At 68.4% G+C, this 13,262-nt stretch carries 13 protein-coding genes; 3 read left to right on the top strand and 10 right to left on the bottom strand.

Annotated features, from left to right (window positions below):
- A partial coding sequence (locus H5T77_RS24355; protein ID WP_472850370.1) for a DnaB-like helicase N-terminal domain-containing protein occupies positions 1-830 on the bottom strand: 830 nt, incomplete at its 3' end.
- A gap of 371 nt (positions 831-1,201) precedes the next feature.
- Between H5T77_RS24355 and H5T77_RS24350 the strand changes: the two genes are divergently transcribed.
- Entirely contained in the window at positions 1,202-2,557 is a 1,356-nt protein-coding gene (locus tag H5T77_RS24350) for an MATE family efflux transporter (protein WP_292653193.1), read from the top strand.
- A gap of 25 nt (positions 2,558-2,582) precedes the next feature.
- Here H5T77_RS24350 and H5T77_RS24345 read toward each other — a convergent pair whose 3' ends face one another.
- From H5T77_RS24345 to H5T77_RS24305, 9 genes are all read right to left on the bottom strand, one after another.
- Positions 2,583-3,254 carry a hypothetical protein gene (locus H5T77_RS24345; RefSeq protein ID WP_292653192.1) on the bottom strand — a complete coding sequence of 224 codons (672 nt, stop codon included), beginning with the start codon at positions 3,252-3,254 and terminating at the stop codon, positions 2,583-2,585.
- A 115-nt stretch (positions 3,255-3,369) separates the two neighbouring features.
- Positions 3,370-3,696, bottom strand: a complete 327-nt coding sequence (locus tag H5T77_RS24340) for a helix-turn-helix domain-containing protein (protein WP_292653191.1) — start codon at positions 3,694-3,696, stop codon at positions 3,370-3,372.
- 363 nt (positions 3,697-4,059) lie between these two features.
- A complete protein-coding gene (gene rplI, locus H5T77_RS24335; RefSeq protein WP_292653190.1) occupies positions 4,060-4,512 on the bottom strand; it encodes a 50S ribosomal protein L9 in 453 nt (150 codons plus the stop codon).
- Positions 4,513-4,523: 11 nt separating this feature from the next.
- Entirely contained in the window at positions 4,524-4,760 is a 237-nt protein-coding gene (gene rpsR / locus H5T77_RS24330) for a 30S ribosomal protein S18 (RefSeq protein WP_008355445.1), read from the bottom strand.
- Positions 4,761-4,842: 82 nt separating this feature from the next.
- Positions 4,843-5,448, bottom strand: coding sequence for a single-stranded DNA-binding protein (locus tag H5T77_RS24325; RefSeq protein WP_292653189.1), 606 nt, complete (start codon positions 5,446-5,448; stop codon positions 4,843-4,845).
- A 120-nt stretch (positions 5,449-5,568) separates the two neighbouring features.
- Positions 5,569-5,856 (bottom strand): 30S ribosomal protein S6, encoded by a 288-nt coding sequence (gene rpsF, locus H5T77_RS24320; RefSeq protein ID WP_179660396.1) that lies wholly within the window; start codon positions 5,854-5,856, stop codon positions 5,569-5,571.
- 103 nt (positions 5,857-5,959) lie between these two features.
- A complete protein-coding gene (locus H5T77_RS24315) occupies positions 5,960-9,226 on the bottom strand; it encodes a heavy metal translocating P-type ATPase (protein ID WP_292653188.1) in 3,267 nt (1,088 codons plus the stop codon).
- Positions 9,227-9,231: 5 nt separating this feature from the next.
- The gene (locus tag H5T77_RS24310; RefSeq protein ID WP_292653187.1) at positions 9,232-9,435 is read right to left on the bottom strand and encodes a heavy-metal-associated domain-containing protein; all 204 of its coding nucleotides are present in this window, start codon (positions 9,433-9,435) and stop codon (positions 9,232-9,234) included.
- 33 nt (positions 9,436-9,468) lie between these two features.
- Positions 9,469-9,798 carry a metal-sensitive transcriptional regulator gene (locus tag H5T77_RS24305; protein ID WP_292653186.1) on the bottom strand — a complete coding sequence of 110 codons (330 nt, stop codon included), beginning with the start codon at positions 9,796-9,798 and terminating at the stop codon, positions 9,469-9,471.
- A 109-nt stretch (positions 9,799-9,907) separates the two neighbouring features.
- Here H5T77_RS24305 and H5T77_RS24300 point away from each other — a divergent pair, with 109 nt between their 5' ends.
- Together H5T77_RS24300 and H5T77_RS24295 are read left to right on the top strand one after the other, a co-directional pair.
- Positions 9,908-10,702: a deoxyribonuclease IV gene (locus tag H5T77_RS24300; RefSeq protein WP_292653185.1), complete on the top strand. Its 795-nt coding sequence runs from the start codon at positions 9,908-9,910 to the stop codon at positions 10,700-10,702.
- 112 nt (positions 10,703-10,814) lie between these two features.
- A complete protein-coding gene (locus tag H5T77_RS24295) occupies positions 10,815-12,872 on the top strand; it encodes an acyltransferase family protein (protein WP_292653184.1) in 2,058 nt (685 codons plus the stop codon).
- Positions 12,873-13,262 lie beyond the last annotated feature (390 nt).

The following is a 13,262-nucleotide window of genomic DNA, read 5'->3' as shown; positions in this document are numbered from 1 at the left end:
GCCGCGACGATGATCATCTGGCCGCCGTGGAAGCCGTTGGTGAGCTCGTCGAAGTCGGCGAAGCCGGTGGGCACGCCGTAGAGGCCGGCCTCGCGGTTGGAGATCGCCTCGATCTCGTCGAGGACGCCGTCCATGATGTCGGCGAGCGGGGAGTAGTCCTCACCGGAGCGCTTGTCAGTGAGCTTGAAGACCTCGGCCTGGGCCTCGTCGACGATGTTGTCGACCTCGCCCTCGCCGGCGTAGCCGATCTGAACGATCTTGGTGCCGGCCTCGACCAGGCGGCGAAGGACGGACTTCTCGCGGACGATCTCGCCGTAGTAGCCCGCGTTGGCCGCGATCGGGACGTTGGAGGCGAGCGTGTGCAGGTAGGGGGCACCACCGATGCGGTCGAGCTCGGCCTTCCGGCGCAGCTCGTCGGCGACCGTGACCATGTCGGCGGGCTCGCCGCGACCGTAGAGGTCGATGATCGCGTCGTAGATGGTCTCGTGCGTCGGCCGGTAGAAGTCGGTGCCGCGCAGCGTCTCGGAGACGTCGGCGATGGCGTCCTTCGAGATCAGCATCGACCCGAGGACGGCCTGCTCGGCGGCCATGTCCTGCGGCGGCGTGCGGTCGTTGACCGCGCGCGGGGCGTTGCCCGGCTCGTACGCCGCGGGGCCGTCGCCCCACTCCTCGAACGGCGGCTCCGGGAAGTCGCCCGAACCGCCCATCGAGCCGGTCTCGGTGACGCTCATTCCCATGCCCTCCTTGGTCTGCGGATCGTCGCGGCGTGATCTCGATCGATCCCGGCCCACGGTACGGGTGAGCACCGACAGTGCTGCTCGCGCAGCCATCGGCCGACTGTTCGACGACACCTCAAGTCTCCGTGACCCTACGTCGCTCACCACATCGGCGACAGCTAGTTATCCACAGGCCCTGGGGATAACTAGGGGATAGCGGTGGACGAGGCGCTGGTCAATGTGAACAGCCTGGGGAACCGCCTGTGCATAACTAGTACGAAATCATCTGCAAGGCACCTCTGACCTGCTATTTCATTGTCCCACGGCTGTGGACAAAAGAAAGTACGCCACCCATCCGCGTTCGCGCCCGGCATCGTCGTATCGATACGGGCGTTTTGTCGACATAGCGCTGCGAGGACGTTTTCCACAGGTTTTCCACCTGCCCTGGAAAGCGCTCCGGCCGGACGGTGTTTAACCTTGACGCCGTGACGACCCCGGCGGATGCGAAGACCGACCCGATGTCCGACCGCCGAGCCCTCGACAAGGAGATCTGGCGGCTCGCGATCCCCGCCTTCCTGGCCCTCGTGGCAGAGCCGCTCTTCCTGCTGTCCGACTCCGCGATCGTGGGTCACCTCGGCACCAGCGAGCTCGCCGGCCTCGGTGTCGCGGGCGTCGTGCTCCAGACGATCGTCGGACTCTGTGTCTTCCTCGCGTACGGCACCACGGCATCGGTCGCCCGCCGCATCGGCGCCGGGGACACCGCCGGCGCGCTCCGGCAGGGGATCGACGGGATCTGGCTCGCCGTCATCATCGGCGTCGTCGTCACCGTGCCGGTGATGGTGCTGGCCGAGCCGCTCTGTCGCGCGGTCGGCGCGGGCGACGAGGTGGTCGGTCCGGCGACGACCTACCTCCGGATCGCAGTCCTCGGTGTGACACCGCTGCTGATGATGCTCGCGGCCACCGGCGTGCTCCGCGGACTGCAGGACACCCGCACTCCGCTGGTCGCGGCGGTCATCGCCAACGTACTCAACATCGTGCTCAACGTCGCTCTCGTCTACGGAGCGGGCCTCGGGATCGCCGGTTCGGCGATCGGATCGGTGATCGCGCAGGTGCTGGCCGCCGCCATGCTGACCTATGTCGTGGTGCGGGCCGCCCGCAAGGAGGGAGCGCCGATGCGCCCGGACCTGCCCGGGATCAGGGCTTCCGCGCGGGCAGGCGTCGCCCTCGTGGTGCGTACGCTGACGCTGCGCCTGGCGCTCCTGGTCACGACGTACGCCGTCACCCATCTCGCCGTCGGCGACCAGGCCGTCGGGCTGGCGACCCACCAGATCGCCTTCACGCTGTGGACGTTCCTGGCGTTCGTGCTCGATGCGATCGCGATCGCCGCGCAGGCGCTGACGGGTCGGTCGCTGGGGGCTGGAGACGCCGACGAGACTCGGGCCATCACGGCCCGGATGGTGTGGTGGGGCGTCGTGATCGGGGTCGGGACCGGCGTACTCCTGGCCTCTGTCTCGCCGTTCCTCGGCGCGCTCTTCACCGGGGACCAGGCGGTGCGGGACCTGCTGGTGCCGGTGCTGCTCGCGGCGGCGATCGCGCAACCGATCGCTGGCGTCGTCTTCGTGCTCGACGGGGTGCTCATCGGCGCCGGCGACGGTCGCTACCTGGCCTGGGGCGGAGTCTGGACTCTGGTTGCCTACGTCCCGCTCGTCGCGCTGGTCGTCGTACTCGGTGGCGGGCTGGTGTGGGTGTGGATCTCGTTCGCGGTCGGGTTCATGGGAGCCCGGTTCGTGGTGCTGACGCTCCGGGCCCGGTCCGACCGGTGGCTGGTCACCGGCGTCTGAACCCGCCGGTGACCAGCCGGATGGGTCACGGGTTGCTGGTGACCTGGATCGGGTTGTTGGCCGCGTCGTTCGCGGTGACCACGTACGTCGCCGCGAAGGAGACCTGGTCACCGTTCGCGATCCCTGCCGTCGCGCACATGAAGCCCGAGACGTTGGACAGCGTCAGGGTGGGCTCGCTGCCCGGAAGGGTGAGCGTGCCTGACGAGTCGCCGTTGGCGTACGCGCCCGCGACGGAGCCGGTGGCGTCGAACGAGCAGCCGGACCCGCTTGCCGAGGCCGAGATCCCGCTGATCGTGCCCGCGGTGGAGCCGTTCGCATCGGTGTCGCCGGTGGCGTCGAGCGACCAGGTGCCCGATCCGGTGATCGTGAACTCGATACCCGCCGGACCGGTGCAGTCGGTGAACGAGACGCCGGCGCCGTCGAGGGTCGCGATCCCGGTGCCGCTGAGACCCTCACCGGCGACCGCGGAACCCGTGATCGAGCTCCCGGTGCAGGTGACCGAGGTTCCTGCCGTCTCGTCGTTGAAGACGATCCCGGTGCCCTGCGCACCGAAGGCGACAGTCGATCCGGCGGCCGCCGATCCGGCGCTGAGGTTGTAGCTGGAGGCTGCGAATGCTGCTGGTGAGGCGAGCCCGATCGCGGCAACGGCTGCGACGGGGACGACGGTGAATCTGGCCAGCTTGGACATGTTTGACATGACACGCTCCTCTGGTGGTGGGGTCGGCCGAGGTATCTCGGCCGACGAACACGCTAGGAGCGACTCGGTGGCTTCGGGCCGGTCCGGGCCAGGGACCCACACTACTTCGTTCATATCAACAACATGTGTCCCGGTTAGCCGCGGACCGGCGCTTCTTGACGTACGCCGCCTCCGCTCGCCACCGCGGCAGCGCTGAGCGCAGCGCACGCATCATCGCGAGCCTGGGCCCGGGATCGTGCAGCTCCTCTCCGAAGATCTCACGCAGACGACGTACGCGGTAGGCGACCGTCGACGGCGGCAACTGCATCCTGGCTGCCACGTCGGCCGGACGGTCGATGCCGTTGTGCAGCATGACCTCGAGCGTCTCGCCTAGAACCCACCTCGAGTGCGGCTTTACCTTCTCGAGCGGGTCCAGCGCAGCTCTGTTGGTGTCATCCAGCATGAAAGGTGACCTCCCGACGGGCCTCCAGCGAACCCCCGGTGATCCGCAGTGGAACAGGCTATTGACCCAGGTCATGTTTCGGGAAGGTTTCTGGGTAAACTGTCCCATATAAAACTCACTTGTGCGCAGCCAGGCCGCGCGCCAAGGTCATCCCATGGCAACCGACCCGAAGAGCACCTTGAAGACCTACATCGACGCGCGCCGCGAGGCGCTCATCTCGAGACGTCACTCGCGTCGGTCGAGATGGCAATCAGGTGCCCAGTCGGACGACCTGAGTGACGCCTCGGCCGACGTACCTGACGCCTCGGCGAAAACGAACAAGGCCCGCCTCCCGAAGGAGGCGGGCCTTGCGGAATCCCTAGATCAAGCGGGGACCACGTTGAGGGCCACCTTGGCGGACACCTCGTCGTGGAGCTTGACGGAGACCTCGTGAGCACCGAGGCCCTTGATCGGGTTGCCCAGCGCGATGGTGCGCTTGTCGATCGACTCGCCGGTGGTCTCGTTGACCGCGGCGGCGATGTCGGCGGCGGTGACGGCACCGTAGAGGCGGCCGTCCTTGCCGGAGCGGACCTTCACGTTGACCGTGGTGGACTCGAGCTTGTTCTTGATCTCGGCGGCGTGAGCCTCGTCGCGCACGGAGCGAGCCGAGCGCGCAGCCTTGATCGACTCGGCCTGCGACTCTGCGCCGCGGGACCAGCGAATGGCGTCGCCACGCGGGATCAGGTAGTTGCGGGCGTAGCCGTCCTTGACCTCGACGACGTCACCGGCGGAACCGAGCCCGGTGACCTCCTGCTGAAGGATGATCTTGGTAGCCATGTCGATCCTCCTCAGCGACCGGTGGAGGTGTAGGGCAGCAGAGCAACCTCGCGCGCGTTCTTGACGGCGATGGCCACGTCGCGCTGGTGCTGGACGCAGTTGCCGGTCACGCGACGCGCACGGATCTTGCCGCGGTCGGAGATGAACTTACGGAGCAGGGTGGCGTCCTTGTAGTCGACGCCGGTCGCCTTCTCCTTGCAGAACTGGCAAACCTTCTTCTTAGGCTTGCGAATCACTGCCTTGGCCATTGTGGTGCTTCCTTTCTAGAAGCCCGGCAAGCGCCGGAATGGTTGAGGGATTCGGACTTGAATGTGTGTGGATCTCGGTGAATCAGAAGGGAGGCTCGTCGTTGCCCACGCCCGGGGCTGCCCACGGGTCGTTGGCCGGTGCGCCGCCGCCCGCGTTGGCGGGCTGCTGCGGAGCCGGCGAGGCCCACGGGTCGTTGCCGCCGGCCGGAGCCTGCTGCTGGCCACCACCCTGGGGACCGCCGTAGCCGCCACCCTGGTTGTAGCCACCGCCGCCCTGGTTGTAACCGCCACCGCCCTGGCCACCACCCTGGCCGCCGGACTGGCGGCTGGCCTTGGTGACCTTGGCGGTCGCGTAGCGGAGCGACGGACCGATCTCGTCGCACTCGAGCTCGAAGACAGTGCGCTTCTCGCCCTCGCGCGTCTCGTAGGACCTCGACTTCAGGCGCCCCTGAGCGACGACACGCATGCCGCGCTGCAGGGACTCGGCGACGTTCTCAGCGGCCTGGCGCCAGATCGAGCAGCGCAGGAAGAGGGTCTCCCCGTCCTCCCACGCGTTGGTCGTCCGGTTGAAGCTGCTGGGTGTCGAAGCAATCGTGAAGTTGGCAACGGCTGCACCCGACGGTGTGAAGCGAAGCTCCGGGTCGTCGGTGAGGTTGCCGATCACGGTGATGACGGTGTCGCCTGCCATGAGATCTCCCTTGAGTCTGATCTGGTTGTCGGTGTCGGTCAGGAGCGCTGATTCATGTGAACTGTCCTAGGGCCCAAAGATAGGGCCCGGCACCGACAATTCCCGACGGTGACATCCGCGTCACTTGGACGGACGGATGACCTTCGTACGGAGGATCTGCTCGTTGAGGCCAAACTGGCGGTCGAGCTCCAGAACGGTCTTGGGCTCGGCGGTCAGGTTGACGACGGCGTAGATGCCCTCGGCGTTCTTGTTGACCTCATAGGCCAGACGACGGCGTCCCCAGACGTCAACGTTCTCGACGGTGCCACCATCAGTGGTGACGACCTTCAGGAACTTGTCAAGGGTCGGGGCGACGGTGCGCTCATCGAGGCTGGGCTCGAGGATCACCATTACTTCATAGGCGCGCATAGCGTTCTCCACCTCCTACGGACTCGGCGGCCATGGTCTCTCCATGGCAGGAGGGCTGATGCGATGTCCCGTCTCCATCTGTGAAGGGGGACGCGTCAGCGTATCAACCGGCGCCTTCCTCACCCGAATCCGCAGTCTCGGCCGAGTCCACGGCCTCGACGGTGAACGGCACCGTGATCACCTCGCCGTCGGCGAGCCGGAACTGGGCCCACAGACGGTAGAGACCGGCCTTGGGTACGTCCAGGTGCAGCCCGAGCTCCGGCCCGAAGGACGTCCCGGGGACCGCCAGTTCGCTGCCTTCTGCGTGACCGTGCACGAAGGTCTTGCCGTCCGCGCTCATGACCACGACGTGGCCGGCTGCGCCGAGATAGGGCTGTAGATCGTCGACGATCTTGCCGCTGCGGTCCTCGAACCTGAAGTGGAGATCGTTCTCCTGGTCGGCGACCACCGAGCCTTCGAGCGTGACTGTCAGATTGTCGACAGTCGACGATCTCGGGCCGGCCTCGAGCGGGACGGCCGGGGGCTGCGTACCTTCGATCGTGACCTGCTGCCGGTCGAGGACGTCGGCGATGTCGGCACGTCGGCGGAACTCGGTGTCGACGCGGTAGGTGCCTCCGGCGGGGAAGGTCACGTCGGTCTCGAGCTCGCCCGGGCGACCGGTCGGCTCGGCGTGCAGGTGGCGGAACCAGGAGAGGTCCTGGCTGGTCACGATGACGTGCATCCACGCCTGGTGAGTGCGGCCGAGGTCGGTCACCGGCTCCCCCGTCTCGGCGTCGGTGACGAGGAACCGGAGCCCGCCTTCACGCCGCGTGATCGCGACATCGATGCCCGACTCTTCGGAGGCGACAGGGGTCACGTCGACCTCGTGCATCTCCGTCATCGACGGCCGCATCGGGCTCATCCCCTGCGCCCACTCCAGGATGCCGTTCATCCCCCGCTGGGCCGGCTCGCTGCGCGACACGTAGGTCAGCGCGCCGCCGATCGCGACCGCGACGACGGCGGTGACGACCAGATACCCACCGTCACGGGCCTTCCTTCGGAAGCCACGACCGGCGTACGCCTCGGGGGTCTCGGGACGCTTGAAGCCGCGCAGCCGCAGCGCGTTGGTGACCACGCTGACCGAGCTCATCGCCATCGCGGCGCCGGCGAGGACCGGGTCGAGGAGGGCGAGCGCGGCGACGGGGATGAGGAGGACGTTGTAGGCGAACGCCCAGAACAGTCCCTGCTTGATCGTGGCGACCGTGCGGCGGGAGAGCGCCAGCGCGGTAACCACACCACGGAGGTCGCCACCGACCAGCGTGATGTCGGAGGCGGCCAACGCCACGTCGGTGCCGGTGCCGATTGCGATCCCGACGTCGGCCTGCGCCAGCGCCGGGGCGTCGTTGATCCCGTCGCCGACCATCGCGACGACCTTGCCGTCCTCCTGGAGCTGCTGGATCCGGGCGAGCTTCTGCTCGGGCAGGAGACCGCCGGCGGCGTGACGTACTCCGACCTCGTCGGCCACCTTCGCCACCGTCGCGGCCGCGTCGCCGCTGAGGATGTGCACCTCGACGCCGGAGTCCTCGAGCAGGCGGACCGTCTCCTTGGCCTCGTCACGGACCTGGTCCTCGACCCGGATCGAACCGGCGTACGCCCCGTCGACCGCGACCAGGATCGAGCCGTTGTCAGCGGCGTCGATGCCCTCCTCGGCCAGCATCGCCGAGTTGCCGATCACGACCCGGCGGCCGTCCACGACCGCGCTGATCCCGCGGCCCGGGTGTGCCTCGAACGCCGAGACGTCAGGCGCGTCGGCCGAGACGTCATCCGATGACCTTTCGGCCGACCCAAGCGACTCTTCGGCCGACGTACGTGACGTCTCGGCCGACGCGGGTGACTTCTCGGCAAAGGATCGGAGGGCGGTGGCCAGGGGGTGGTCGCTGCCGGTCTCGGCAGCGGCTGCGATCCGGACGAGGGCGTCCGGGGTCCAGCCGGACGCGGGAACGATCTCGGAGACCTCGGGCTTGCCGTGGGTGATCGTGCCGGTCTTGTCGAAGACGATGGCGGTGACGGAGCGGGCGCGCTCGAGGGTCTCGCCCGACCCGACGAGTACGCCGAGCTCGGCCGCGCGGCCGGCGCCGACCATGACTGCGGCCGGCGTGGCCAGGCCCAGGGCGCAGGGGCAGGCGATGATGAGGACCGCGATGGCCGCGGAGACGGCGCTGGTGAGGCTCTCGGCGCCGGGACCGAAGAGCAGCCAGCCGACGAAGGTCAGCGCGGCCACGACCAGGACGATGGGCACGAACACCGCCGAGACCCGGTCGGCCAGGCGCTGCAGCTTGGTCCCGGAGCCCTGAGCCGACTCGACCATCGCGATGATCTGCGCCAGCGTGGTCTCGGAGCCGACCGCGGTCGCCTCGAACTCGAACGACCCGGTCTGGTTGATCGTCGCGCCGATGACGATGTCGCCCTCGGCCTTGCGCACCGGGTCGCTCTCGCCGGTGAGCATGGACTCGTCGACGTAGGACGTTCCGGCGACGACGCGGCCGTCGACCGGGATCTTCTCCCCGGCGCGTACGCGGATCCGGTCGTCGACCTGCAGGTCCGCCACCGGGACCGTGACATCACGGCCGTTGCGGACGACCGTGGCCGCCTCCGGCATGAGGCCGACGAGGGCCTTGACGGCGTCGGCCGTACGCGACTTGGCCCGTGCTTCCAGCCAGCGGCCCATCAGCACCAGCGCGATGATGACCAGGGCGGTCTCGAAGTAGAGGTGGAGCGGCAGACCCCACGCCTCGGCCTGGCCCATCCACAAGGTCACGGAGGCGCTGTAGGCGAAGGCGATGCCGGTGCCGAGCGTGACCAGGGTGTTCATGTCGACGGTGCCGTGCCGCAGGCCCCGCGTCGCCGCGAGGTAGATGTCTCGGCCCGCCCACCACTGGGTGACCGCGGCGATCACGAGCACGATGGACATCACCGGCTCCATGGCGTTGACCGGCAGCGGAACGTACATCAAGGCCATCAGGCCGAGGCCCACCGTCAGGGCCGTGACCCACCGCCGCTTGAGCTGGACGAGCTCTGCCTCGCGGCGTACGTCCCGATCGTCCTCGTCGATCTTGGGCGCCTGCGGATTGTCGACAGTCGACGATCTCAGGACGGCCTGGTAGCCCGCCTTCTCGATGGCGGCGCTGATCTCGGCGAGGTCGGTGCGGGCAGGATCGAAGTGGACCAGCGCGGTCTCGGTGGCGAGGTTGACGTTGGCGTCCTCGACACCTTCGACGCGGCTGATGGCCTTGGTGACTCGGCGCACGCAGCTCGCGCAGGTCATTCCCTCGATCTCGACCTGCTGCTCGGTGGGCGTTGCGGCGGTGGGCGTTGCGGCGGTGGGGGTCATCGCGATCAGGCCAGGGAGTAGCCGGCCTCTTCGACGGCTGCGCGGATGGCGTCGTCGGAGATCGGCTCGGAGGAGGTGACGGTGACGTTGCCCGAGGCCAGGTCGACGTCGACGTTGCTCACGCCGACGATCTCGGTGACCTCCTCGGTGACGGAGGAGGCGCAGTGGCCGCAGGTCATGCCGACGACGGTGAAGTTCTGGGTGCTCATGAGGTTCTCCTGGATTCGTAGGATTGTTGACAGTCAGGACCGGACGAGGCGAGCGATCGCAGCAGAGGCCTCGGAGAGCTTCTCGTCGGCCTCCGCGCCACCGTTCTGGACCGCACCGGCGACGCAGTGGCCGAGGTGCTCGTCGAGCAGCCCGAGAGCGACCGCCTGGAGCGCCTTCGTCGAGGCGGAGACCTGGGTGAGGATGTCGATGCAGTAGGCCTCGTCCTCGACCATCCGCTGCAGACCGCGCACCTGTCCTTCGATGCGCTTGAGGCGCTTGAGATACGCCTCCTTGTTCTTGTTGTGGAGGTAGCCGTGATCCGCGTGCTCGTCGTGGTCTTCGTGACCGGTGTGCTCGTCCATGCGGTCTACCATACCCCCGTAAGGTATGAAGTCAAGGTCTCGACAAGCTCGACCACCGGGGACCGCTCGCCCACCGGGGACCGTCGGTGCGGCGTCCTAGACTGAGGCCATGGCTGTTGCGATCGGTGCCCACGTGAACCAGACCGACCCCGTCGCCGAGGCGACCGCCCGCGGCGCGAGCCTGGTGCAGTTCTTCCTGGGCGACCCACAGTCCTACAAGGGCCCGGTGGTGACGTACGCCGACGGCGCGGCGGCTCTCAAGTCCCGCGCGGAGGAGGCCGGAGTCGATCTCTACGTCCACGCGCCCTACATCATCAACGTCGCCACGACGAACAACCGGATCCGCATCCCGAGCCGCAAGCTCCTCCAGCAGCACATGGACACCGCCGCCGAGGTCGGCGCCAAGGGCCTGATCGTCCACGGCGGCCACGTCGGCAAGGAAGACGACCCGGCGAAGGGCTTCGACAACTGGCGCAAGGCGATCGAGGCGACCGACATCAAGGTCCCGCTCCTGATCGAGAACACCGCCGGCGGCGACAACGCGATGGCGCGCTACCTCGACCGGATCGCCGGCGTCTGGGAAGCCATCTCCACCGCCGAAGGCGCAGAGAACGTCGGCTTCTGTCTCGACACCTGCCACGCACACGCCGGCGGCAACCCGCTCGAGACCGTGGTCGAGGACGTCCGCAAGATCACGGGCCGCATCGACCTGGTCCACTGCAACGACTCCCGCGACGAGTTCGACTCCGGCGCGGACCGTCACACCAACTTCGGCGCCGGGAAGATCGACCCCGACCTGCTGGCCAAGGTCGTCCGCGACGCCGACGCCCCGGTCATCTGCGAGACCCCCGGTGGCGCTGAGGAGCACGCGAGCGACTTCGCCTGGCTTCGCGAACGGCTCTGACCTCGTCCAGGATGAGTCACCACTGAGAAGCCCCTGAAAAGTCGGCGAGAAGGACCACCCAGCGGGACTGTCGACTATGACCCAACTGGGCCATTGACATAGTCTTCTTCGAATGAGTTCGAACTGGCGCGCCGATGTTCAGGGTCTCCGTGCCGTCGCTGTCGGTCTGGTGATCGCAGGACACGCGGGGCTCTCCGGGTTCGAGGGTGGGTTCGTCGGAGTAGACGTCTTCTTCGTCCTCTCCGGGTTCCTGATCACCACCCTGCTGCTGCGTGAGACCGACCGCAGCGGCACGGTCAGCATCAGCCAGTTCTACGCCCGCCGCGCCCGCCGGATCCTGCCGGCGGCGACCGCGACGATGCTGGTCGTCCTCACCTACAGCGCGATCGTCCTGCCCCAGACCCGCACCGACCAGATCGCGGGCGACGCCGGCTGGGCGGCCGTCTTCCTGGCCAACGTGCACTTCGCCGGCGAAGCCGTCGACTACTTCAACAACGCCGCCCCCTCGCCGTTCCAGCACTACTGGTCGCTCTCGGTCGAGGAGCAGTTCTACGTCGTCTGGCCGCTGCTCGTGCTCGCCGTCGCGCTCTGGATCCCGAAGCACCACCGTCGCCGCGCGATCACCGCGCTCGCCGCGCTCGTGGCCGTGGTCAGCCTGGGCTGGTCGCTCCATGTCACCGCCGCCGACCCGACCACGGCCTACTTCTCCACCCCGGCACGCGCGTTCGAGCTCGCCGCCGGCGCCCTGCTCGCCTGCCTCGCCGGACGTCTTCAGGTCGCGACCAGCGCGACCCGGACCGGCCGCCTCGCCGCCGCAGGCCTCGGCATCGGCGGCGTCGGCGGCCTCGTCTACGCCACCGCCAGCTTCAGCGAGGCGACCCACTTCCCGGGGTGGCACGCCCTGGTGCCGGTGCTCGCCACGGTCGCGCTCCTGGTCGCCGGCCCCGCCACCCCGACCGGCTGGCTGCTCTCCAAGCAGCCGCTGCGCTACCTGGGTGACATCTCGTTCAGCCTCTACCTGTGGCACTGGCCGATCCTGATCCTCGCTCCCGCGGTGATCCCCGGCGGCGGCGTCCGCCAGCTGCTGATCATGCTGGCGCTCATCCTGGCCGCCTCCGCGGCGAGCTACCACTGGATCGAGATGCCCTTCCAGCGTCACAAGATCCCGCATCTCACCAAGGGCCGCCGCGCGCTCGCCCTCTGGCCCGCCGCCGCTGCCCTCGCCCTGGTCGCGGGCACGAGCTCCCAGGCGTACGCCGGCTATCAGGTCAACGTCGCCAAGGCGAACGCCGAAGAGTGGTTCGCCGAGAACCCCGACGTCCTCGAGACCGACCACAAGCCCGTCACCGGCGTTCTGAAGAAGACGATCAAGGCCGCTGAGGACGGTGCCCCGCTGCCACCGGAGGCGAAGTTCGACGCCAGCGACTCGTGGGCCGAGCGCGGCGGTTACTGCTACGCCGGCCACGGCGACTCCAGGCTCGACGGAGACTGCGTCTACGGCGACGGCAAGGCCGAGCGCACCGTCGCCGTCGTCGGCGACTCCCACATCGGGATGTGGCTGCCGGCGCTCGACACCCTCGCCGAGCGCCAGCACGTGAAGCTGGTCCCGTTCGTGAAGCTCGGTTGCGCTGCGTACGGGGTGAAGCAGAAGTCCTCGAAGATGACCGCCGAGGAGTGCGAGGACTTCCGGGAGTGGACCCACGAGCAGATCGCCGACCTCGACCCGGACACGATCGTCGTCGGCGCCCGCGGGATGCTCGACATGGAGGAGCGCGACGGCATCTCGACCGAGGAGCAGTGGCGTGAGGGCGTACGCGACGGGGTCGAGTCCTTCGAGAAGATCACCCCGGACGTACGCGTCTTCGCCGATGTCCCCGCCGTCGAGAGCGACCCGGGCGAGTGCCTCTCCGACGCCCGCAACCTCCTCGAGGACTGCGTCGTGAACGCCGACGGCACCGAGGTCGACTCCAACGAGGTGACCCAGGAGGCGCTCGCGGACACCGAGGCGACGTACGTCGACATCGTCGACCTGGTCTGCTCCGAGCGCTGCCCTCTCGTGGTCGGCGACGTGGTCACCTACTACGACGACTCCCACATCACCGCCACCTGGGTCGACCGGGTCACCCCGGCCCTCGGCCACCGACTGGGCCGCCTGGACCGTCCCGTCTAGAACCGACCGCCGGTGGTCGAGCTTGTCGAGACCCGAGCCTGTCGAGACCCCGCCCGTCTGAACCATTGCCGTCGCGGTGCCGGAGCGGGACAATTGAGAGTTGCCGGGCGGGGTAGTCATCCCCTCACCGCCCCGCTCGGCCCACACCCCCGGCTCTCCGGTGGCCGAGCCTGTCGAGATCGTCGCCACGGCTCTCCGGTGGTCGAGCTTGTCGAGACCCCCCGACGCGCACGTGGGTTGGGCATCCCCCTAGTGCCCAACCCACGCTGCGGCCCCGAAACCGCCTGCCTCCCCCAAGGCGGCGGCGCCAGCGCCCGAACCGAGTTTCCCCCGAACCTCGGCCCGGACAGCCCCAAGGAGTACGCGGCCGGCTGGCTGATACAACGTCGC

This window comes from Nocardioides sp., from assembly GCF_014360585.1.
GTDB lineage: Bacteria > Actinomycetota > Actinomycetes > Propionibacteriales > Nocardioidaceae > Nocardioides.
The sequence above is the reverse complement of the archived record's forward strand: the minus strand, read 5'-3'. Positions and strand labels throughout refer to the sequence as shown.